25 protein-coding genes are annotated in these 21,691 nt (G+C 31.9%); 10 read left to right on the plus strand and 15 right to left on the minus strand.

The window, feature by feature from the left end; all coding sequences use genetic code 11:
• Positions 1 to 171 precede the first annotated feature (171 nt).
• A complete protein-coding gene (locus tag ABE048_RS02615; RefSeq protein WP_430308926.1) occupies positions 172 to 825 on the minus strand; it encodes a hypothetical protein in 654 nt (217 codons plus the stop codon).
• A 443-nt stretch (positions 826 to 1,268) separates the two neighbouring features.
• On the minus strand, positions 1,269 to 2,726 hold the full coding sequence (locus ABE048_RS02620) for an MFS transporter (RefSeq protein WP_430308927.1): 1,458 nt from the start codon (positions 2,724 to 2,726) through the stop codon (positions 1,269 to 1,271).
• A 694-nt stretch (positions 2,727 to 3,420) separates the two neighbouring features.
• On the opposite strand from ABE048_RS02620, the gene ABE048_RS02625 reads away from it, so the two are divergent.
• Together ABE048_RS02625 and ABE048_RS02630 are read left to right on the plus strand one after the other, a co-directional pair.
• Positions 3,421 to 4,227 carry a class I SAM-dependent methyltransferase gene (locus ABE048_RS02625; protein WP_430308928.1) on the plus strand — a complete coding sequence of 269 codons (807 nt, stop codon included), beginning with the start codon at positions 3,421 to 3,423 and terminating at the stop codon, positions 4,225 to 4,227.
• A gap of 458 nt (positions 4,228 to 4,685) precedes the next feature.
• A complete protein-coding gene (locus ABE048_RS02630) occupies positions 4,686 to 4,925 on the plus strand; it encodes a hypothetical protein (RefSeq protein ID WP_430308930.1) in 240 nt (79 codons plus the stop codon).
• A 59-nt stretch (positions 4,926 to 4,984) separates the two neighbouring features.
• Here ABE048_RS02630 and ABE048_RS02635 read toward each other — a convergent pair whose 3' ends face one another.
• Both ABE048_RS02635 and ABE048_RS02640 read right to left on the minus strand, forming a co-directional pair.
• Entirely contained in the window at positions 4,985 to 5,251 is a 267-nt protein-coding gene (locus ABE048_RS02635) for a DUF4190 domain-containing protein (RefSeq protein WP_430308932.1), read from the minus strand.
• A gap of 564 nt (positions 5,252 to 5,815) precedes the next feature.
• Positions 5,816 to 6,181 (minus strand): hypothetical protein, encoded by a 366-nt coding sequence (locus ABE048_RS02640; protein ID WP_430308934.1) that lies wholly within the window; start codon positions 6,179 to 6,181, stop codon positions 5,816 to 5,818.
• Positions 6,182 to 6,370: 189 nt separating this feature from the next.
• Here ABE048_RS02640 and ABE048_RS02645 point away from each other — a divergent pair, with 189 nt between their 5' ends.
• Together ABE048_RS02645 and ABE048_RS02650 are read left to right on the plus strand one after the other, a co-directional pair.
• A complete protein-coding gene (locus tag ABE048_RS02645; protein ID WP_430308936.1) occupies positions 6,371 to 7,102 on the plus strand; it encodes an AzlC family ABC transporter permease in 732 nt (243 codons plus the stop codon).
• Entirely contained in the window at positions 7,099 to 7,419 is a 321-nt protein-coding gene (locus tag ABE048_RS02650) for an AzlD domain-containing protein (protein WP_430308937.1), read from the plus strand. Before ABE048_RS02645 ends, ABE048_RS02650 begins: the two co-directional genes overlap by 4 nt.
• A 94-nt stretch (positions 7,420 to 7,513) precedes the next feature.
• On the opposite strand, the gene ABE048_RS02655 is transcribed toward ABE048_RS02650, so the two are convergent.
• Positions 7,514 to 7,660: a hypothetical protein gene (locus ABE048_RS02655; RefSeq protein WP_430308939.1), complete on the minus strand. Its 147-nt coding sequence runs from the start codon at positions 7,658 to 7,660 to the stop codon at positions 7,514 to 7,516.
• Between the two features lie 372 nt (positions 7,661 to 8,032).
• On the opposite strand from ABE048_RS02655, the gene ABE048_RS02660 reads away from it, so the two are divergent.
• A complete protein-coding gene (locus ABE048_RS02660; RefSeq protein ID WP_430308940.1) occupies positions 8,033 to 9,211 on the plus strand; it encodes a cation:proton antiporter in 1,179 nt (392 codons plus the stop codon).
• A gap of 40 nt (positions 9,212 to 9,251) precedes the next feature.
• Here ABE048_RS02660 and ABE048_RS02665 read toward each other — a convergent pair whose 3' ends face one another.
• The 6 genes from ABE048_RS02665 to ABE048_RS02690 form a co-directional block, all read right to left on the minus strand.
• A complete protein-coding gene (locus ABE048_RS02665) occupies positions 9,252 to 9,743 on the minus strand; it encodes a DUF1572 family protein (protein WP_430308941.1) in 492 nt (163 codons plus the stop codon).
• Between the two features lie 28 nt (positions 9,744 to 9,771).
• A complete protein-coding gene (locus tag ABE048_RS02670; RefSeq protein WP_430308943.1) occupies positions 9,772 to 10,605 on the minus strand; it encodes a DUF2785 domain-containing protein in 834 nt (277 codons plus the stop codon).
• Between the two features lie 124 nt (positions 10,606 to 10,729).
• A complete protein-coding gene (locus tag ABE048_RS02675) occupies positions 10,730 to 10,915 on the minus strand; it encodes a hypothetical protein (protein WP_430308944.1) in 186 nt (61 codons plus the stop codon).
• 55 nt (positions 10,916 to 10,970) lie between these two features.
• The gene (locus ABE048_RS02680) at positions 10,971 to 11,456 is read right to left on the minus strand and encodes a hypothetical protein (protein ID WP_430308946.1); all 486 of its coding nucleotides are present in this window, start codon (positions 11,454 to 11,456) and stop codon (positions 10,971 to 10,973) included.
• Positions 11,457 to 11,715: 259 nt separating this feature from the next.
• Positions 11,716 to 11,955, minus strand: a complete 240-nt coding sequence (locus ABE048_RS02685; RefSeq protein WP_430308947.1) for a hypothetical protein — start codon at positions 11,953 to 11,955, stop codon at positions 11,716 to 11,718.
• Positions 11,956 to 11,990: 35 nt separating this feature from the next.
• The gene (locus ABE048_RS02690; RefSeq protein ID WP_430308948.1) at positions 11,991 to 12,164 is read right to left on the minus strand and encodes a hypothetical protein; all 174 of its coding nucleotides are present in this window, start codon (positions 12,162 to 12,164) and stop codon (positions 11,991 to 11,993) included.
• A gap of 207 nt (positions 12,165 to 12,371) precedes the next feature.
• Here ABE048_RS02690 and ABE048_RS02695 point away from each other — a divergent pair, with 207 nt between their 5' ends.
• The gene (locus tag ABE048_RS02695) at positions 12,372 to 13,112 is read left to right on the plus strand and encodes a GTP pyrophosphokinase (RefSeq protein ID WP_430308950.1); all 741 of its coding nucleotides are present in this window, start codon (positions 12,372 to 12,374) and stop codon (positions 13,110 to 13,112) included.
• Positions 13,113 to 13,261: 149 nt separating this feature from the next.
• Here the strand turns inward: ABE048_RS02695 and ABE048_RS02700 are convergent, their stop codons facing one another.
• Positions 13,262 to 13,456 (minus strand): hypothetical protein, encoded by a 195-nt coding sequence (locus ABE048_RS02700; RefSeq protein ID WP_430308952.1) that lies wholly within the window; start codon positions 13,454 to 13,456, stop codon positions 13,262 to 13,264.
• 116 nt (positions 13,457 to 13,572) lie between these two features.
• On the opposite strand from ABE048_RS02700, the gene ABE048_RS02705 reads away from it, so the two are divergent.
• The 4 genes from ABE048_RS02705 to ABE048_RS02720 all read left to right on the plus strand — a co-directional run bounded on the left by ABE048_RS02705 (position 13,573) and on the right by ABE048_RS02720 (position 16,863).
• Positions 13,573 to 13,944: a nucleotide excision repair endonuclease gene (locus tag ABE048_RS02705; protein WP_430308954.1), complete on the plus strand. Its 372-nt coding sequence runs from the start codon at positions 13,573 to 13,575 to the stop codon at positions 13,942 to 13,944.
• 772 nt (positions 13,945 to 14,716) lie between these two features.
• Positions 14,717 to 15,220, plus strand: coding sequence for a sigma-70 family RNA polymerase sigma factor (locus ABE048_RS02710; RefSeq protein ID WP_430308955.1), 504 nt, complete (start codon positions 14,717 to 14,719; stop codon positions 15,218 to 15,220).
• A complete protein-coding gene (locus tag ABE048_RS02715) occupies positions 15,221 to 16,537 on the plus strand; it encodes a DUF4179 domain-containing protein (protein ID WP_430308956.1) in 1,317 nt (438 codons plus the stop codon).
• Between the two features lie 77 nt (positions 16,538 to 16,614).
• The gene (locus ABE048_RS02720; protein ID WP_430308958.1) at positions 16,615 to 16,863 is read left to right on the plus strand and encodes a hypothetical protein; all 249 of its coding nucleotides are present in this window, start codon (positions 16,615 to 16,617) and stop codon (positions 16,861 to 16,863) included.
• A 40-nt stretch (positions 16,864 to 16,903) separates the two neighbouring features.
• On the opposite strand, the gene ABE048_RS02725 is transcribed toward ABE048_RS02720, so the two are convergent.
• The 3 genes from ABE048_RS02725 to ABE048_RS02735 all read right to left on the minus strand — a co-directional run bounded on the left by ABE048_RS02725 (position 16,904) and on the right by ABE048_RS02735 (position 21,409).
• Entirely contained in the window at positions 16,904 to 17,857 is a 954-nt protein-coding gene (locus ABE048_RS02725; RefSeq protein WP_430308959.1) for a restriction endonuclease, read from the minus strand.
• Positions 17,858 to 18,177: 320 nt separating this feature from the next.
• Positions 18,178 to 20,052: a dynamin family protein gene (locus ABE048_RS02730; RefSeq protein WP_430308960.1), complete on the minus strand. Its 1,875-nt coding sequence runs from the start codon at positions 20,050 to 20,052 to the stop codon at positions 18,178 to 18,180.
• Between the two features lie 139 nt (positions 20,053 to 20,191).
• Positions 20,192 to 21,409: a GNAT family N-acetyltransferase gene (locus ABE048_RS02735; protein WP_430308961.1), complete on the minus strand. Its 1,218-nt coding sequence runs from the start codon at positions 21,407 to 21,409 to the stop codon at positions 20,192 to 20,194.
• Positions 21,410 to 21,691: the final 282 nt, after the last annotated feature.

Genomic DNA, 21,691 nt, shown 5'->3' on the forward strand with positions numbered 1-21,691 from the left:
ATTCCATGGTTCTACAAATTAACTACATAATAGTCAAGGCAAATATTGCTGTTTTTAATAAAGAACTTTAATAACTTTTAAAAGTAAAAGGAAAAGGCTTAGAGTAGAAACTTCTCTAAGCCTTTTACAATTAATTTATTTGATCATATTGGATTTACTTAACACCAAAAATTATAATTTCCGCATTTTCTTACCTGATTTCATGATAATATTTACCCCCATTGCATTACCACCTGTTATGTGATTCTTTATCTTTGATACATCTATATTTGTCTCAATCTTCTCAGTTTTTCTCTGATTCCCCTTTAACACCACTTCATAAGGACCATTGATGTTCATAAGTGTTGTAATTTGTACGCTATCATCATATTTCTCATAAAACTCAATACTGAATTTGACATCATTATTACTATAATTTTTGAAAGGAAGCTTACATTCTCCATGTAAAGTTTTTTTATTGACCATTTCGAAATCACAACTACTTGATGTATGTTCAAAGGATACTGCGTAAATACCTGTAGCAAATGTTTTTTGGTATATACCGATTATCATTGACGGTGCAAAAATAGCGGCCATAATTACAATCACGATTGTACGAAAATGATATTTATTAATCGAATTGTTAAGGAGAAATAAGCTTGCCATCAATAAGGTGAATGAAGTAATTCCCACATATAGAAGTCCATCGGTAGATTTAACGGGAATATTCAAAACTACTGCAACTGTCTCACCTAACGGACTCTCGTTTGGAAAAGGCAAGTTCAATATTAATGATGTAACAAAAAGAATAATTGCAGTATAGAACATTTTTTTATTTTTTATCATATGTATTACATCCTTTTTGATCCTATAAATTTTAGTGTTTCACATCAACTTTGACAATATCATGGTTCCATTACAACTGCACCATATATCGTGATTGTTTACACTTACTTGGTATTCTCTTTATCTCATTTTAAATCACTTTGAATCGCCGTAATTTCTTTACAAAATTTTGAAAATACTTTTTAAATTAATTATAGCAAAGTATTTAAACCTATATAATTCTAATTTATGAAAAAATATGTGATATATACTTATCGAATTTGAGGTTTTATACGAATATAAATTTTTTGCAATAAAAGATGAGCGCCCCTTTCGCTTTAATAGAAAATGGTTGTCCAACCAAATTCAAAAGCAAAAGGAGCGCTCTATCTATTTCCACTCTATATAATTTATTTTCAAACTAGTTAATGAAAAATCTATTATTAACTATCTATATAAAAAAATCACATTGATTCTTTTGTTTGAGAAGATTCTTTTAACATTGGTAATTCTTCGTACCACCAAAGAGCTTCTTCTGGATCCTGTTTCATGACTTCACGAACTTCTTTTTTCGTTTCGACTGTAGGGTAAGAACCTTTTAAAGCACGACCTGAAGTTTGAACGAATAATAGACTAAAGACGATTAAGCCGATAACACTTATAGCAGCTAAATAATAAGCTGGTGCTAGTGGATCGCCAGTGATGTGCACCAAATAAGAAGCTACAAGTGGTGTTGTACCACCGAAAATTGAGACAGAAACATTAAATGTTAAAGCTAGGGCACGATAACGAACGTCTGAAAAGAACAGACTTGGTAATAGAGAAGGAAGTGTCCCTTCATAGAAACTTAATAAGAAACCAAGTAAGAAGACACCAGCAAAAATAAAACCAATGTGTTCATTCCCCATTAACATAAAGGCTGGAATTGATAAGAATGTTAAACCAATTAAGCCGATTTGAACGATTCGCTTGTTACCATGTTTGTCAGAAAGACGACCAGCAAACAATGCTAACGGAATCATTAGTGCCATAATAATCAATAGAATTATTAAGCTTGTTGTATTATCTACACCTAATACTTCTGTTAAGTAAGTTGGCATATAAGACAATACCATATAGTTTGTAATATTAAAGAACGCGACGATTACAACACTTAAAAGTAAATCTTTTTTATAATGTTTTAAGATTTCTTTAAATGTAAGTGGTTCTTCCTCACCTTCTTGTTGCGCCTGTTCCATTTCTTCAAAAACAGGAGATTCATCTAAATGGCGACGTAGATATAGGCCAACAAGACCAATTGGTGCAGCGATTAGGAATGGAATACGCCAGCCCCAAGCGTGCATTTGTGCATCAGATAATGCAAAAGTTAAAATCGTTACTAAACCAGAAGCGGCAATGAAACCAGCTAATGTACCAATTTCTAAACCACTACCAAGTGTACCACGTTTCTTGTCGGGAGAAGATTCAGCGATATAAACCATCGCACCTGAATATTCACCACCCGTTGAGAATCCTTGAATCAAACGAGCAGCCAATAATAGAATTGGTGCCCAAACGCCAATTTGTTGGTACGTTGGAAGTAAACCAATTAATAAAGTTGAAACAGCCATCAAAATGATCGTTGTACTTAACACAATTTTTCGACCGTATTTATCACCAATTTTAGCAAAGAATATACCACCAAGAGGTCTTACTATGAAGGCGGCAGCAAACGTACCGAATGTAAAGACTAATTGAAGTCCACTGTTATCAACGCCAGCAAAGAATAGCTTACTTAGAATAACAGCTAAATATGCATATAGACCAAAGTCAAACCATTCCATCGCATTACCAATCCCTGTTGCGACGACAGCCTTACGCGCTTTCTTGGAACTCACGATATTAATATCTTGCGGTTCAATTTCTAAATTGTTTTGTTGCATACTCTAGAACAGCTCCTTTTATGGTTTGCTATTTTCGAGGACTGCAAAAGATTTAAAAAACATTGTTGGATAAAAAAATAGCGGAAAAAACAACAATTTAATCTTTTAAAAGCCCAAATTATTTTGTTGTCGACGTATTGATTACCTGAGGTTTTTTAATGTGGAGTAAAAATTTTTACACTCTAAGTATAGTAAGTTTGGTTGTATTATGTCAACTAATTAACATAGAACCACAAATTTTTAGTATAAGGTGAAGCCTTTCGCCGAGAAAAACATCTTAAAATAAACGTGTTATTCACTAATATATTTTAAGTATTATTGATTCATTTTTATTTAATATTTTTGATTCATATTACTATTCTATTTTTGGAATGAAGAGTTTTCTTAAATCAATAACTTCTATTATCAAATAAATCTTCTTCTACACAGAATACAATCAATTTCTTGCCTGAATTCTTGCAATTAAAAACAATTGAACTACAATTATCTTTATGAACAAATGACAGGACTACTATGAGTAGAGTGGTAAGCGATTGCAAAGAACAATACTACCTACACCATCATTATTTTATTGGATTAAGCAGATCGTTCTGTAATGTATCCATACTTGAATTGGATTAATCGAAAGGAGTAAGAATTGAATGCAGGATAAACAAAATAACATACCAGATCATACCGCTGTGCGTGTTGCTTTATGGAGAGCTTTACATGTACAGATAGATATTCACTACCTCATGTGCTTGAAGACGAGGTTGGTTTAAAGCTAGTTGCTCCAGAAGATGAATGGCATAAGCGCCCTGATATGGACCCGAAATTTACAAGTGGCTTCCGAGCATCCATCGTTGCACGTGCTCGCTTCATAGAGGATCTGGTCACTGAACAACTTGACAAAGGCGTTAATCAATATGTGATACTCGGTGCCGGTCTCGACACCTTTGCAGAACGTCGTCCGAAGATTGCATCTCGTATAAAGGTTTTCGAGGTTGATCAGTCAGAAACACAAAACTGGAAGAAAAAACGCTTAATTGAGCTCGGCTACGGTATCCCTGAATGGCTACAACTTGTGCCAGTTGACTTCGAAGCTGGCTCATCTTGGTGGGAGAAACTGAAGGCTGCAGGATTTGATGCAAACCGTCCAGCAGTAGTGGCATCCACAGGCGTCTCTCAATATCTCACAAAAGAGGCGATATTGGCGACACTTCGCCAAGTAGCACAGCTCGCTCCCGGCTCCATTCTAGCCATGACGTTCTTGCTGCCATTTGAACAAACTGAATCCAAAATTAAAAATGAAGTTAAAGAGGCAGAAAAAGGTGCGAAATCAAGTGGTACACCATTCATTAGTCTCTTCACATCAGATGAAATGATCGAACTTTCACGCGTTGCAGGTATCCGAGAAGCAAGACATGTATCATCCGCTGAACTTAACCAACGCTATTTTAGTGGCCGAACAGATGGTCTTTCGTTACCAAAAGGTGAGGAATTCTTAATTGCGACTACTTAGACACTCACAAAATGGTGTAAGCCCCTTAAACATTCGATTCCTGCATAAAAACATCAGTAGCCGTTTAGACTACTGATGTTTTTTATTGCTTTTCTTCATTCATCCTCAAAATCCCCCTAATCATTCCAATCAAATGAATAATATATATCATAGATTGAATCATAATATACCCAACCAATTCCTCCAGATTCTCCAACAATAGCATAAAGGAGATCTTTAAAAGTATTAAAAGCAACCTATATTTATATTGCATTCAATTGCAACCTTGCCATACATTTTCGCCAGTCGTTAACGTTCAATATACTCGGTAACCAAAGTCATCTTCCTTGCATCATCTAATGTTAAAATCTTCATTTCAATGGTAATCCTTGATACAATAAATCCATGAAACAATTAATTGGAAAATTTGTATATTTCCAGTTAATGAAACTATCAGTAATTATGGAGTGCACTATAGATTGAAAAAAGGAGTAATGTTGTTGAAGATTTTAAAAGACTCTACTGCTGTGACTTTATTTATCTTTATTTTTAATATTGTTATTAAACTTATTTTTAATCCTGGTTCTATAATAGAAACGTTCGAGGAAGGAGTTTGGATGGGATTAGGAATATATCTAACTTCTTTGGTAATGTTATTTGTTATTGTTTTTCTAATAATTTTTACAAGAAGATTTATTTTTAAACCTAAAAACTCTTAGAATAACTTAACTCAAAGTATGAAACAAATATGTTTTCATTTCTGTAAAAAAATTTATGATTATGGTGTACTTTGTAGCATATAAACGGTTATAAAACCCATTATCATTGGAATTTGAATAATAATGCCTATTAAACTAAAAACTAACCCAGTAATTCTAATCCCCTGCCCTTTTTCTTTTCGAGAAATAATTTCTTTATTACTGATATTTGAAAATATTACTCCTAATACACCTAATATTAGACCCAAAATCGGTACAAATATTGAAAGTATTCCTAGGATTAAAGTAATTATCGCTTTTCTATTTGTTGAATTATTATCTATCATCAAATCACTCCCTTAATATAAAACTATTTATTTATTCATACTTAACACTTATATAAAATATTCATTATTTACATAAAAATTAGGAAAATATTAACACATTTCCTTTTTACATTATAACTAGTAGATAATTCAATCAACACGTATACTAAAGTTATTAAAATATAAATAGCAAAGACTTAAAAAGGAGTTAATCATATGTATATGAAATATTCAATCATATCTTTATTATTTGGAGTATCATCCATTTTTTTTATTCAAGTTTTAAATGAATTCAAAAAAATTATGCTAACAATTACTGTAGTGGATACTGATGATTCTATTTTACCAGATTCTTATTTTTCAACTTCTCTAATTTTTATGCCAATCATATTTTTTGTTCTTAGCGGGATTTTTTTCTTTATGCATACAAAAAGAAACAATAAAGAATAGTTTCTTTTTGTATGCTCACTGGGCTTGTACCCATGTATTAAATCCATCTTGTTTTCTTACAGTAATAACTCTAGTTCCGTCAAATTCTCCCTGTATTCCAATCCATATATTTTCGTTTTTGAGTAACTTTCCATTTTAGTTGCCAAACGGTCCACACTCCACACTCTCCGAATGCATATAAATATTATTTTCTGTACTTCCTGACCAGCTTATTTGAATGACTCTCCCATCAATTACATTGTAGAAGTATTTGGCTTTTGGTTCATCGTTAAAGACTACTTGTACAGTCCATTCATTCTTATAGGGTAACCAAATACCTGAGAGTGTGTGTTTGACAGTAATACTTTCCATATCACTTTCGTAATACTCTCGATCGTTCATTAAATAATCTAATGTATCTTCGTATTTTTCTATTTTTTTATAATGAAAATAAATTGGGGTTGCGATTACGATTAATAGGACAATAGCTGTTATGATCTTTATTTTTCTTTTTATCGCCATATGTCCACCTTCCAATTTTAAAAATTGTAAATAGATATTATAAAAAGATGATGTTTGATTACATTTTTTCTTCATTTAAGAATTTTTAAACAAACTTATATTTCCTCCCTATTTTTTCTGAAAGTACTGTAAATTCTATCAATAATAGTGTATTCTTATTAGAATATAATTTTTACAAGAGGTGATTTTTTGAATACGCCTACGGAAACTGTCGATAAAATCCGGTTCCATGAGGAGGATTCTTTTCTACAGGGTATTAAAGATTGTATACCAACTTTATTAGGGTACATAAGTATTGGATTAGCATTTGGTGTTGTTGGCTCAGCATCTGGATTAAGCCTTTTTGAAATTGCACTTTTAACAGTGCTAGTCTATGCTGGCTCTGCACAATTTATTTTTTGTGCGTTAATTATTGCTGGTACTCCCCCATCCGCAATCATATTCACCATTTTCATCGTTAATTTAAGACATTTCTTGATGAGTTTAACCATTGCACCGCATTTCACAAAGTACTCTTTGATGAGAAATATTGGTTTTGGTACTTTACTAACTGATGAGACCTTTGGAGTTGCAGTTACTAAATTAATGCAAACGAAAAAGTTAAGTGGTAAGTGGATGGATGGATTAAACTTAACTGCTTATTTAGTGTGGATTGCTGCATGTGTTGCTGGAGCTTTTTTAGGTCAATGGGTAGCAAATCCGGAAAAATGGGGTCTCGATTTCGCCTTAACTGCCATGTTTGTTGCATTACTTGTCTTACAGTTGCAAAGTGTTGGAAAAACAAAACTTGCAAATAATTTAGTGCTTATCGGATTAATCGCTTTATGTATGTATGTTTTTTCATACTTTATGCCTTCACATTTAGCAGTGCTTTTTTCAACGGTTATTGTAGCAACAGTTGGGGTGGTGATTGATCGATGAACATGACGACTATTATTTGGATTATTATTGGATGCGCAATTGTGACGTGGCTTCCGAGGATCGTTCCTTTTATATTTGTCCGTAGCGTTAAGTTGCCAGATGTCGTCTTAAAATGGCTTTCATTTATTCCTATTTGTATACTAACTGCATTAGTTGTCGAAAATTTACTAAATACAGAAGGATCATTCGTAACACTCGATTGGCCAGTTTTTGCTGCATTTATTCCTACCTTGATTATTGCAATTTGGACTAAAAGTTTATCGACTACAGTTGTGGTTGGCGTCATTTCAATGGCTGCTATTCGACATTTTTTATGATGATACTTGAGTAGAATGCAAGAAGTTAAAAAACGCATAGAAAAGGGGTTATCTCATAAGTGGTTGACTAGCTTATGAAATAGCCCCTTTAATTTTATCCAATGTAATGGCTAATGAAGATCAGAAGAGCAACGGTTAGTAGCATGAATATCATTTCAATGAAACTTAGATCTTTCTCTTTTTTGTTGCGCATTTGCTCTCGATAAAGCTTCTGAATTTGTTTCTTATTTCCAAACTTCATCTATTTCCCCCCTGTACATTTGGACAGAAGAATATTTGTATTAAATTATTTAAAATGGTTTTCCATATATATAGTATGCAAAACATTCTGTAAATTGTTTTCTTAATAAATAAAACTCAATTTTTTTCTAAATTTACACGACATAGAAAAAGTAACGGATCGTTTTATACATTTTTTTGCAATAAAACTTTTATTAATCGAACATTTAGTAGTTTTATTAAACTCTTTTCAATAAAATGTGGTAGTATAGTAACATACTGTTTAGAAGTTGGTAAAAATCCATTATTTTATATATACTAAATGGTGTTATATAGCTCTAAATTATTGGAATTTTTCAATTTCTTTTCTTTTGTGCTATTGGAGGGCGTACTTATGGAGTTACTTATTCAGCTAGTTATTATCATCTTAGCAACTAAAATTGCCGGATATATAGCTACAAAATTTGGACAACCTAGTGTTCTAGGTGAAATTATAGTAGGGATTATTATTGGTCCTGCTATCTTGGGGCTTGTAGAAAGTAACGGTAAAGATGATTTAATACATACCTTCAGTGAACTTGGGGTAATCTTCCTTATGTTTTTTGCAGGTCTTGAAACCAATCTTAAAGATTTAACATTGAATTTAAAGTCAGCCTTAACTGTTGCCTCATTTGGTGTGGTTCTTCCTCTTATTGGAGGATATTTAGTAGGGATTGGATTTGGAATGGATCCATCTCATTCATTGTTTTTAGGGATCGTTTTAACAGCTACTTCTGTTAGTATTTCTGTTCAAACATTCCGCGAACTGGGTCAGATGAATACTCGGGAAAGTGCAACTGTCCTTGGCGCTGCAATTGCGGATGATATTATTGGTTTAATCTTACTTGCGATTGTTATGAGTATTACTGTAGGTGGGGATACTTCAATACCAATGGTGTTGATGAAACAAGTAGTTTTCTTTGCAGCCATCGTTATTTGTAACTGGAAGGTTGTCCCTGCTATTTCAAAAACAATTGATAAATTTAAAATTCCTGATCTTTCAATGGTATTTGCTGTAGTTCTTTGCTTTTCATATGCTTATTTCGCTGAGTTTATGGGAATCAGTAATATTATCGGTGCATTCTTTGCGGGCCTATCTCTTGCAAATGACAAACATCGCGAACAATTCGAAGACAAACTATTACCTTCAGTTAGTGTAATCTTCATTCCAGTATTCTTTACAAGTATCGGTCTATCTGTAACGTTTAAAGGAATCGGAGATCATATTTGGCTGATAATCATTTTATGTGTAGTGTCTGTTCTTACGAAAGTTATTGGCGCAGGATTTGGTGCGAAAATCACAGGATTTAATATGCTATCTTCTACATTAATTGGTACAGCAATGGTATCTCGAGGTGAAGTTGCATTAATTACTTCATCCATAGGTTTCTCTGCTGGATTATTCTCTCAAGAATATTACACCCCAATGATCATTGCGGTTGTCTTTACAACGATAGTAACACCGCCATTATTAAAAATATGTATCACCAAAAAAGATCAACATGCTGCAAAACATGCTCATGTAACTCACTAAAAGAAAAAGCTCGTTTCAATATTTAGAAACGAGCTTTTCTTTATGCCTTTTTCGGTATACTTAATGTTTTCCATTGTTCTTTTTTAATCAGTTTACCAATATACATAATTTGCCCAACATGTGTTGCATAATGTGCTAATTGTCTATGCAATGCCTCAACAACTGAAATTTCTTTCCCTTTTAACATTACGTTTTTTTCTAAATCTGTTGGTGATAACTGTTCAATAGTTTGAAATAATAAATTCCATGATTTCTCCCATGAAGCTATCAATTCTTCTTTTGAAAATGAATCATCTACAAATTCATCATCTCTATTTCTTGAAGACTTTTCACCATCAGTTGTAAGAAAATCCGTACTTCTAGAATCAATATTTCCACAAATATGTTTCATTAAAATCGCTATACTATTTGAATCTGAATTTGGAATCCATTGCATTTCTTCAATCGATAATTGTGAAATTGTACCATCGCCCTGTTTTTTTATATCTGTAAAACGTTGTTGGATTGAATCAATAAAAAGCTTTTCTATCATTATGTCTCCTCCTAGCAAATGAATATTTTTATCCAATTTTCATCCATTTTCCAATAAAATGTGAAACAACACCTTGCAACTCCGGCATTACTTGTCGGAATTTTAATGCGAAATAAAAAGTTTTCATAAAATGAAGGGTTTGAGTTCTTGCTTTTAATAATGATGGACTGTAGCCGCTACTTTGCTTACAATACTCTAATGAGTCAAATACTTGTTCCACCCATTCAATAAGTAGTTTTTCATCTATGCCTTCTCGAATAAGTGCTTCAATGATTTCCACAAACCGTTCTTCTTCATCATCAACATAAACTGTATCTTTCCAGAAACAATCTCGAATACTCTGCAAAATCGGTGCAGCTTGATATATATCGAATTTTGGATGTTGAATAAGTGCTAGTACTAGATCAGCTCCATTGGCAATACCATATGCCCACCCTTTTCCATCAATATATCCTCTTGTATCTTTCTCCTTTGATAAATAACTAGTGGTAAGCTGCAAAATTTCATCATATTGGTCTTTTGTTAAGAATGCTCCTTCCGCATCACTTCTGATTAGGTAAGTAAGCCACATAGCAGATAAGGAACGTTGGAAAATAGAATCTGTGTCCTTATCTCCAATATTAAAGTGAAAATACAGTGATTGTGTTAGTTGTGAAACTAAATACTGTTTATCGTCGGAGGACAATAAGTCATATTGAATAAGCTCTAAAAATAATCGTAAATTTTGATGATCACGAATATTTTCATCAGGATGCCCTATATGTAGTAACATTTCTTTTAAGATAGGAGTTGAACCCTCTTCTATTATCATTTTGCGCTCTGTATTCGACATTGTTAGAATTTCGGGAATTTGATATTTCAAGTACAGCTTCCTTTCTATGCAGCAATATAAATCCTCTTCTTATAGTAACACATGAACCAACTATAAAAATTTCTGTAAAAAAAATAAAAACCCATCCAATATTGATGAGTTTTCAAAGTTTCTATTAAAATGGCAAATCTGAAGAATGTTCTTTTATATAAAAATCAACAAGCTTTTTGAAATCTTTATATTTAATTGTTACGAATTCTTCACCGTCTCTATTTTCAATCGGTAGTTGAGTGTATACTTCTTCCATTTCTTTACGAAGATGTTCAGTGCCATCTATCATAAATGTCCATTCCTTCTCCAAAAGACCCACTCCTTATACAATCATGTTGCCATTATATAATTTTATAAGATTGCGGTCAAAGATTCTGAATACTATAATCCATAATTGGAGGTCTATCAAAATAAACATAACAGCTTGCTAATAATTGATATTGGTCTTCTAATGCGATTCTTGGATTTACCTTTTTTATGGTCTGCAGATAATGTTTGCTTTCGTTTGCTAATGCTTTTAAAAACTCTTCTTTTGGGTAAGTATATTTTTGAATGACCTTCTGTTTTATAAGTTCTTTTATCATAATTTCTCCGGTATCAGACTGTAAGGAAATTTCATATATATGAGGCTCGCCAATGGATTTCACTTTTTGTTCCTGTCCAGTTTTCAAGATTTCAATTATCGCTTCACCTAAATTTAATAAAAATTTACCATGCAAAGCTGATTGAAAAAGCTTGTTTTTTTCATACTTAGCAGTTTTTACGAATATTTTTATATTCTCAAAGAAAAAGTCATTATAATATGGCGTTATTAATATTTCTTCATTTTCTATACAAAACTTTAGTTCCACACTTCGCACCTCCATATTTTCTATTATATGCATACATTTCCTTTGTTCAATGCTATTTTCTCTATTTCCGAACCAAGAACGATGAATTGAAACAAAATGGTCACAATTAAAGAGTACAATTAGAGGAAACTAGATGTGGATATAGCGGGAATATAACTTTAAAGGTTTGAATTTGAAGGATATTTGGTGAATTTTTGATAAACTTGGATCAGTTTTTAATTAATCTAGGCAGATTTTTTCTCATTTTAAATATTTTGCTTTACTCGTGGGGGGCTTTTGCTTCACTCGCGGGTTCTTTCGCTTCACTCGTGAATTCTTTCGCTTCACTCGCGAGTTCTTTTGCTTCACTCGCGGGTTCTTTTGCTTCACTCGCGAATACTTTTGCTCCACTCGCGGATACTTTTGCTCCACTCGCGGATTCTTTTGCTTCACTCGTGAACTCTTTTGCTCCACTCGCGAACTCTTTTGCTCCACTCGCGAACTCTTTTGCTCCACTCAATCCATGTAAAAAAGCTATTCATTCGAATAGCTTTTTTACAGATTCTTCTTATGTTTTTTTGCGTAATCGTCGATGTAGAAAAAAGCTGCAAAGGCTGCTAATGATAACAAATAATAGTAACTTGCTCCTTCTTTCACTTGCACCATATAAATTCCTATGATAAAAATAATAATGGCAATAATTCTGAGGAGAAATACTTTTATATTCATCTTTAAAACTTCCTTTCTATATAAAAAATAGCTGATTTAAGAAAGTTGTCAAGAAGATAGTTATCGTATATTATTTTTTTAATGACAATCTATTATTCAAACAGTACCAGATAATACTTTTAATTTCTTTTAATAATTCACATGCGTTATCCTCTTAAATTTGAGAAAATACACTTAGAACGATTACATTAAGGCAAGGTGAAATTGATGCTAAATAATTCAAAAATAGACAGTGAGCAATTGAAAAAGTTCCGACATGAAGTTACTCGTTGCATGTTACTTTATAAATTTGCGCTAGCTGAAATCAGCACGAAGGTCAATATTTTACAGGAAGAATTTCAACTTATTCATGAATACAATCCAATCGAACATGTGAATACACGTGTGAAATCACCAGAGAGTATTTTAAAAAAAGTTCAAAAGAAAAAGCTTCCCCTGTCGATTCCATCCATTCAAGAAAACATTCATGACATCGCTGGAATTCGTATCATTTGTTCTTTTGTATCAGATATCTATCGTATTGCAGATATGATTCAATCACAAGAAGATATCGATGTGATTGAAGTAAAAGATTATATTAAAAATCCTAAACCAAATGGGTATCAAAGCCTTCATATTATTATTAAAATTCCTGTATTTATGACTTACGGTGAGGAATACGTCTTTGTTGAAATGCAAATTCGTACAATTGCTATGGATTTTTGGGCTAGTTTAGAGCATAAAATCTACTATAAATATAATAAAAAAGTGCCTAGCCACTTAACAGATGAGCTAAAAGAAGCCGCAGAAGTTGCTGCTCATCTTGATCAAAAAATGGAAAAGTTAAACAATGAAGTAACGCTATTAAAAGAAGCTGAAGCAGATGAAGAAACAATTGAAGATCCAAGTGACACCGTAAAATTACTATATAACGAAATTAAAAAAATAGAATTACGTTATAGACAGTAATATTTTAATGAGCACAAACCAATACAGTTTAATCTAAAAATTGTTGGTTTAATTTAAAAAATTGAGTTGGTTCTACGAATGTGTAAAATCAACTCTTTTTTCTTATTGCAATCATTGCCCTTTTAAATAAGAGAGTCCGTATATCTTTTTTATTCGTTTGCTTTAAATTGAATCCCCTGTTCTTCCATTTCTTTCTTCAATACCTCTAAAGTCCTTTTCCCCATGCCGTGTAATGTCATTAGTTCTTTTTCCTCGATTTTTGATAAATCAGCAATTGAATATAATCCTGCAGAATTTAATGCACGGATTCCTGGCTTTGCGATACCTTTTGGCCATTCGTTCATTAAGACACACTCCTTTTTTAGCAAAACTACTCTATCCATATAATATAGCTGTACTGGCTTTTCCGCTAGATTTATGTTAGCATAAAGTCTATATGAATATGAGGACGTGAATTTTTTTGATTAAAATTGAAATGCCAAAACCAGATGTAGTTATTCGCCAACGCGAACAAAAACCAGTAGAAGGAGAAGCAATAATCCCTTCTGTTTTCGGATTTATCGATTTCCATAAAATCCCACGCGATAAAGGTGGCCTACTTCTTTTCTTCAACAAAGACAATGTATTACTTTTTGTAGGGAAAGCACGTAAAATGCGCCCACGCTTAAAAAAACACTTTGAAGATAATGTATCACCATTAAAGAACCATCGTGACGAAGTACACAAAATCGAAGCATTTATCGTAGAAGATCCAATGGAACGTGAAATTTACGAAACATATGCGATTAACGTATTACGTGCAAAATACAATACAGATAAAGTTTTTTATTAAAATACAATATGTACTCGACTCAAAAGTTCTATAGGAAATTTATTTTTCTTTAGAACTTTTTATTTTGTATTCATTTCTCCCCTTATCCGCCTACAAATCTGAATTTTCAATCAATTATTTCTCGGGAAATTTGTGTTAAAAACAACTATTACGCTACTTTCTCTATTTGGATCCATTTCATAAATCCATTTTAGGTTTTTAAATAGGAACATTTCAACACATTAACTTTTCACTATTCAGATATGCATGTTCCGATACAAACGGCGCTTTCCACGGGCTTGCCATCAATTTACTCGTCATAACATTTTGGGAACTGAATAAGTGTTTAATGTCATATATCAATAGTATTAATCTGTTTTCTGTATGATGTGGAATTAGCTTCGCTTTCCGCGGGCGAGCGTTGAGCCTCCTCGGCACCTCCTAGCTGTCTGCGGAGTCTCACCTTTCTCGCTTTCCTGCAGGAGTCTTCGCTAATTCCACATCAACTAAGATAGCTATACAAGATTTTTTTATAAATTTTCATCTATTTTTACTTTTCCAGTCCATTCACTATGTTCCTGCGTGCCTTTCAGCTCAAGCTTATACTGGTCTCCCCATCTTTAACTCCACAATGAATAAAATTGAATCTAATAAAATATTTGTATATTTCATATGAATTTCTCATGATGAAATTGACTCATTTTCTATTATTTAGAAAAAGTTCATGTAAAATAAAAATATTCTGAACGAAATATCTATTCAAACGGTCTAATAAGTACAAGGAGGTGGAAGTGTGGAAAAAATTGAACTTGCAAAACGAGCGATTGCTGGAAATGATGAGGCAATATTAGCATTACTTAAAGAAAATGAAGATTCACTCTATCGAATAGCCTTTGCTTATTTACGAAATGAACATGATGCAATAGATGCCATTCAAGAGTTGACATATCGTACTTTTAAAAAAATATATACCGTTGAAGAACCTGCTTATCTCAATACATGGCTAGTTCGGATACTCATCAATATTTGTCTTGATATGAAAAAGAAGCAAGAAAAACTTATATATAATACGCAACTTGAAATGACAAGTGCTTCGGATGAGAATCATTTTGAAATCATTGATTTTATAGAAAAGCTTCCAAATGATCAACAGGAATTAATCTATCTTAAATACTTCCAAGACTTAAAAAATCAAGAAATAGCACAAATTAAGCAAATTCCAGAAGGTACTGTTAAATCTAGATTACACTCAACTTTGAAGAAATTACGAACGCTTATTGGAAAGGAGGAATATTAAATGCAAGATTTTAATGATCAACAAATGCAAAAACTTATTCAAGAGCTTAATCAAATTGAAGTACCAAAAGATGCGTTGCAAATTGCTCGAAATGAAGGATCAAGAAAATACCAAAAAACAAAGCGAAAAAAACACCATTTCTTTACAGCAGCAAGCATAGTTGCCCTTTTAACATTGTTCTTTGTCACATGTATACGATTATCCCCTACTTTTGCACAAACAATTGAAAAGATTCCAGGTTTTGCACCTTTAGTTGAAATGATACGGTTTGACAAAGGTGTTAAAGATATATTGAAACAAGATTACTATGAGACATTAAATATTACCGAAACCAAAAACGATCTTACATTTACTCTACTGGGTACCGTTGCGGATGAAAGTGGAATGATTTTGTTCTATCAAGTAGAAGCGCCATACGATATCTCAAGATTAAAAACTGAGAAAGCAAATCTGTTACAAAATGGTAAAGAAGTAAAAAAAGCATCAATTAGTTATGGATGGACTTCTGGTCCTAAATCAAAAACCATTAAAAATAAAATAGAAATCGTATCAAATAATTCCATTTCATATGATCATCCAAACTTTGAACTAAATCTTTCATTTGATGATAGCAATCAAACAAAATTTTCGATTCCATTTACATTACAAAAACAAATACAGCCCACTAAAACGTATAATTTAAATGAAAATCCAAGAGTAGATGGTCAAATGATTCATTTAAAAAAATTAAAAATTTCTCCTTTAAGAGCAGAGATTCAGTTAGCTGCGGATAAAAACAACACTCAAGAAATTTTAAGAATTGGTACTGCTAAGCTAATTGATGAAAATGGAGAAAAATGGGGTAACATTGTGAATGGCACTAGCGGATTTGGTTCACTATCTGATGGAGACTTTAGTTTATTTATTCAAAGTAATTATTTTAGGAAACCTAAAGAACTTACCTTAATACTAGACAATGTTGAAGCTTTACCAAAAGGTGAAGAATATATTGTGGTCGATTTTAAGAAAAAGAAAATCCTTAACAAGCCAAAATTGGCCAAATTAGATTTTTCCTTTTATTCACCTGATACCATAGCTGTAAAGTATCGAACAAAAGATACAAGTGTCATCAACCATTTCTTTTCTTCTGCAGTTGATGCTCAAAATAAAACATTCAATTTAGAAAGTAGTTCTAGTTCATTTAGTGAGAATGAGAGTTTTATACAAACCACTTATTCGTTTGATGCAAATAAAATGCAAAATCCAGTACGAATTTATTTTGATAGCTATCCAAATTATTTAGATGGAAAAGTAAAAATGAAAATTCCATTAAAATAAAAGTTCTTATTTTCAAAAAAATTAATGAATCTTCCTAATAGTTCAACCGTAAATATTGTAGACAAGGAGGTGAGATTGTGAAAAACTTCATGATCTTTATCATCAGTTTTATCGTTTTGTTTTGTATGACTCAAGTATTATCAGGGTTTTTCCTTACTTCTATATACCACCCAAATCTTTCTGAATCCTGGTTAACAAGTAGTTATTTACTTCAAGAAATTAGCTTTGGCAACACGACATTTCTACCATCTATAATCATGGCAGTCTTTTCTGTCATTATTGCATACTTCATGACTCAGCTATTCAAAAGATTTTCAAATAGTTAAAAGGAGCGCTTAAACAGCGTCTCCTTTTTTTATAATCAACCTATGAGATTTTCTTCATTCTTTGTAATTCGTATTTTGTATAACTATCCAAATCTCTATCTGAGTAATCATAGTAATGTTCCAAATATCTTACCCACTCATCTGTTACATTGTTATTTATATTTTCATCTATTTTCTCCTGATTCCAAACATCTATATAATATTGGTCTGCTAGTTTTTTTGCATCTTCGGTCATTTTCGAAGCAGTTACCAAAATGCATTGATCGCAATCAAAATACGCCTTCCCAATAGCTATTTTATGGACATCATCCATTGTGATTACCAGTTCACCTTTTACGATGCTGATTGAATTTTTTCCATGTTCGTTCTCTGCAAATAAATGGATGTCAAATGAATCAAAATGATTATTAATTTGAATATTTTTGTATCCTAATTTTTTTAAGGATTTTACAACAAAAACCTGTAACTCACGCATCGACATTTGAGACATCGGTACCTGTTTTAAGTAGTTCTGGTCAAAGCGATTCCTTAATCCTTGAATTAAATCATCTATGATTTCAATTCTTTCAGAAGACAAAAATTGATTTAAAATGTCTGTTATTTCATTAGTAGTTTCAATAAGCTTCTCCCTTTTCTGTTGAATGGAGGAAATTTTTTTTATTGCTTGAACTATATAATATAATCCAATAATGAGAAAAATACCAACCAATAAAAAGCTTATGATATGTAAATAAAAGGTTCGAAAAATGAAGGCTACACGATCACTATAATATTCACTGTAAGAAAGTGGATAAATTAAACCAATAACAAAAGGAATCAATAGCAAATAGACACTTAGTACGATTCCTTTCCAAAGATCTGAAAAGACTATCTTTTTCTCATGATTTAACCAAGTAATTTCTTCAGAAAATTTTATCTGGTTTTCTAGAGTTACAATCTTATCCATATTCTTCCTTGCACATTCTGGACAAAAAATTATAATTTTTTGCTCCATAACTACCCTAGCTGATTTTACTTTATGTAATGTACATATTGGATAATCCAATTCTACACCCTCTTATTTCATGCATATTTCTATTTAATTAAATTATTTCCATATACATTATATAAAAATAAGCTAGACAGATACATAAGAGATAGTTATCACGTTTTTGGAAAATATTATAAGATGAATTATAACTTTTTATCCCTAAAAAAAGATGCCCATTACGGACATCTTTTTTTACTGAATTATTTATAGGTAGAAATCGCTAGATTCTTGAAAATACCGTATACGTATTGTTCACCTTTTTAGAAAACTATATATAATCTAGGTTATTGATTATTTATTTTCACTAATTTTGGTGGTTCCTCGTAATGTGCAACCATATCATCTACCGTCATTTCAAGTGGGTAGAATGGATTTTTTTCTGCTACCATCGACTGAATTTTATTATTACTTAACGGACTCGCTTGTTGATATTGATCGATATATGTTTGATAATCAAAATTTGCATTTTTGATGATTTCCAATGTATGTTCTAATTGTTTCTTTTCTTCTTTAGACATGATGAAATCATCTAGTAAAACATAATCGTTTACAAATTTCATGATGAAGGATTGTGCTTCTACAATACTATCAAATCCCTCTAATTTCTTAATTGCAAATTGAATTTTAGAGTTTTGTGAATTTCTTTGAAATTCGATTGTAGTGAATTCTTTCGAAAAAGATGCTAATTTATTTTGAACAACTTGATTTAACAATTCTTTTGTATCATTAAATAAATTTGATAGCTTTTCTTCCTCTAATTTAAGTAAATCATATTCTTTTTCTAATTTTTGCTGTTTTTCGTTTAATAGTTCAATTTTTTCTTTAAAATACGTATCTTCATCTCGTTTACCAAATATATTTTTTAATAAACTCATTCCATTTATTTTCCTGTGCTTTTTATCGATTTCTTGATATTCAACATCGTATTCATGATGTAGTTTTCGATATTCCCTCACAGATGAAAGATAGTGTTCTGCTTGTTCTTTAAAAGTAATTATTTCATGTTTATCACTAAACGGTTTTGTGTTAATTTCTTTGAGTAGCTGATACAAAGTACCGACTTCTTTAAAAACGATACTTTGTTTTTCATAAAGTGATACCAATTCAACAAGATGCTTATTTTGTTCCACTTCTCTAATCTCAATATTTTCTAAATCTTCCACATAACCTTTAATGACTGAGTAAGATGTAAAGTATGGTTCTCTTTCCTTAATAATTTCTATTTCTGTTTGGAATCTTTTTAACCAATGAAGAAATCGTTCTGTAATATAGGATAGCCTTTTGGCATGATTGTTGGCTGTTTTTTCCAATTCAGATAGAAGTAAATCCATTTGACTCTGTATCCATTTTTCATTATTTTCTTCTAATATAGCCTCTGATGCCTCTTTTGCAGATACTCCTACTACTTTTCGGATATACTTAGACACTTGTTCTTCATACATTGAAATTTCAACATCTGTGTTTCCATCAATCAAATCAATTCCATTTAAGATACCAATAGGAATAACATTATTTCCTTTTAATTTTTCAAGTAATTTTATCTCAGCTGGTTCAATTTTTTGCCCATATTTAAATATCCAAAAAACATCATCTGCTCTATTTAATATAGTCTCTTTTATGTATGCAGACTCATTTCCTGAAACATGTAAAGGAGTTGTATCTATTAATGTAATCATTTTCAAGAGATCGTTTCGTAAATATATTTCAATGAAATCAAGACCTTCTCTCAAAATTTGTGCACTTGATGTATCTAAAGTAGTGAACAACTCCACTTTATCAATATCAAATGTAGCAACTTGACCGTCCAAAAAATGAGCACGGACTTCTTCTTTTTCACCAAAACAAATAATGGAGTTAACAGCAGTAGTTACTTTTAAATTATGACTCATAATAGGTCTTCTTAATAAGGCATTGACTAAACTTGTTTTACCTGTCCCGGTCATACCTGCAAGTAAAACCATTGTGCTATTTGTCGCATCCTTAATAATATAATTCAATACTTTAGCTGTTTCTTTTACATATGAATTTTGTGAAAGTAATTCATTTAAATATTGTAGTTTTGCAACAAAATTTTGCAAAAAATCTCCTGTTTCTTCACTTGACCAATGAATAGGTATTTCTTCTTTTAAGTCATCAATCGCAGTTAGGTCTTTATTCATTCATGCCATTCTCCTTTATACTCCTTATTCATTAGTATACATGAAAAACAAGTTTGGAGTTTGTTAATTCTTTTATTTTCGTTAAATTTTTTTTGGTATTTAATTGATATACTAAAGAAGTTACCATTTATTCTATTATTTAGAAGTAATCCACGAAAGTTGGAACACCTGTCGGAATAATATTCTCTAATAATGCGATGGATGTTGCATCACCTTTAAGTCTTTCGATATTATGAAGATAAGTTGGTCTTAAATATCCGAGCAACATCGTAATTAACGTTTGCACAGTCATTTTCACAGCATTATCTTCTAATGCATTATTCACTTTCTGTATTTGAACTACCCCTTCCTTTGAAATAATTTCAAAGGTTCCATGATTCCACTCAGCCAAAGGATCACTAACAGCCCAACGCATTTGAAATTCTTGACTTGAAAACGGGAATTGTTCCACAAATGCCTTTAAATCAACTATTCTTGCCATAAAATATGGTGATAAACTTTGTTTAATTTCGCTGTCTTGCATTAAAAATGCAACTGCTTCATTTCCTGTCGTTTTACCAAATACTTTATATACCATTGATTGATGTGCATAAACGAAATTCCAAAGTGCTTTACGAGCCACTTCCTTTAACGTAATTAATTCATCAATATAGAAGTCTTCCTCCATAATACGGTAAAACATATATCCAAGTGCATTGCCTTCTTCATCGTAGTAAACTGCAGCCTGTAAGTTTGCATCACTATCAATAAATTTCTCTTCCCAATAATCTTCTTGATATTTTTCATTCCATGAAATGTCATTTCTAATCATCGCACCATGAGTACGCATAGCAAATTGATGATATACATCTTTTACATCATCATGTGTAGTTGATAATCGTCTTACTTGTCCAGGAATATCATCATAATGGGGAATTTGCGTATCTCGTATTTGATACTCTACAATATCACTCATAATTTCAAATCCTTTTTTGCGATAATAAGGAATGGAATAAGGAAACAAATAGGAAATAGAATAGCCATCTTTTTTCATTTGCTCAAGGCTTGCATAAATCAGTTTGTGCATCAAACCATGCCTTGAATATTCAGGGTAGGTACCTACAGCCGTCATACCTCCCATTTTGTATACTCGATTATGGATATTTACTTCGAAAGGTAAGTTCAATATTTGAGCTACTAGTTGATCTCCATCAAACCAACCAAGTGCAGCCCCCTCATCAAATTGAGTGGATTTTGCGGATACAAATAAACGATCTTTGTTTATGGATAAATTAACTTGAAAGACATAATTCAGTAGTTCTATGGATTGAGATATCTCTGTTTGTTTGATTTCTCTCATATGTAAATCTGATTTCATATTTCTTCCCCTTTAGATATGACTATTTTCTTTATTTTTACCATATGTCTTAAAATTACACAAAAAATTGCCTAAAGAAAACTCAAAGGGCAATTAATATCTATTGTATTCTAATTTTCATAGTACAAACTTGAATTGGAATTGGAATCGGTTTCTCTTTCCGCGGGCGAGCTGACGAGCCATCTTGGAAGCTCTTGCGGGGAGGACCTCAAGTATATCGCTTTTTGGCCTCTGAAATCAGTGTAGTAACACAAAATTTTATAGTATAGATATGCTATTAAA

The organism is Rummeliibacillus pycnus (assembly GCF_050459865.1).
Taxonomy (GTDB): Bacteria; Bacillota; Bacilli; order Bacillales_A; family Planococcaceae; genus Rummeliibacillus; species Rummeliibacillus pycnus_B.

Excerpts from the sequence above, each read along its gene's own strand:
- ABE048_RS02695 (WP_430308950.1), top strand. The coding sequence starts at position 12,372 with ATGCTAAATAATTCAAAAATAGACAGTGAGCAATTGAAAAAGTTCCGA.
- ABE048_RS02640 (WP_430308934.1), bottom strand. The coding sequence starts at position 6,181 with ATGGCGATAAAAAGAAAAATAAAGATCATAACAGCTATTGTCCTATTA.
- ABE048_RS02700 (WP_430308952.1), bottom strand. The coding sequence starts at position 13,456 with ATGAACGAATGGCCAAAAGGTATCGCAAAGCCAGGAATCCGTGCATTA.
- ABE048_RS02635 (WP_430308932.1), bottom strand. The coding sequence starts at position 5,251 with ATGATAGATAATAATTCAACAAATAGAAAAGCGATAATTACTTTAATC.
- ABE048_RS02650 (WP_430308937.1), top strand. The coding sequence starts at position 7,099 with ATGAACATGACGACTATTATTTGGATTATTATTGGATGCGCAATTGTG.
- ABE048_RS02735 (WP_430308961.1), bottom strand. The coding sequence starts at position 21,409 with ATGAAATCAGATTTACATATGAGAGAAATCAAACAAACAGAGATATCT.
- ABE048_RS02620 (WP_430308927.1), bottom strand. The coding sequence starts at position 2,726 with ATGCAACAAAACAATTTAGAAATTGAACCGCAAGATATTAATATCGTG.
- ABE048_RS02625 (WP_430308928.1), top strand. The coding sequence starts at position 3,421 with ATGGAGAGCTTTACATGTACAGATAGATATTCACTACCTCATGTGCTT.
- ABE048_RS02660 (WP_430308940.1), top strand. The coding sequence starts at position 8,033 with ATGGAGTTACTTATTCAGCTAGTTATTATCATCTTAGCAACTAAAATT.
- ABE048_RS02615 (WP_430308926.1), bottom strand. The coding sequence starts at position 825 with ATGATAAAAAATAAAAAAATGTTCTATACTGCAATTATTCTTTTTGTT.
- ABE048_RS02655 (WP_430308939.1), bottom strand. The coding sequence starts at position 7,660 with ATGAAGTTTGGAAATAAGAAACAAATTCAGAAGCTTTATCGAGAGCAA.
- ABE048_RS02690 (WP_430308948.1), bottom strand. The coding sequence starts at position 12,164 with ATGAATATAAAAGTATTTCTCCTCAGAATTATTGCCATTATTATTTTT.
- ABE048_RS02665 (WP_430308941.1), bottom strand. The coding sequence starts at position 9,743 with ATGATAGAAAAGCTTTTTATTGATTCAATCCAACAACGTTTTACAGAT.
- ABE048_RS02725 (WP_430308959.1), bottom strand. The coding sequence starts at position 17,857 with ATGGAGCAAAAAATTATAATTTTTTGTCCAGAATGTGCAAGGAAGAAT.
- ABE048_RS02715 (WP_430308956.1), top strand. The coding sequence starts at position 15,221 with ATGCAAGATTTTAATGATCAACAAATGCAAAAACTTATTCAAGAGCTT.
- ABE048_RS02730 (WP_430308960.1), bottom strand. The coding sequence starts at position 20,052 with ATGAATAAAGACCTAACTGCGATTGATGACTTAAAAGAAGAAATACCT.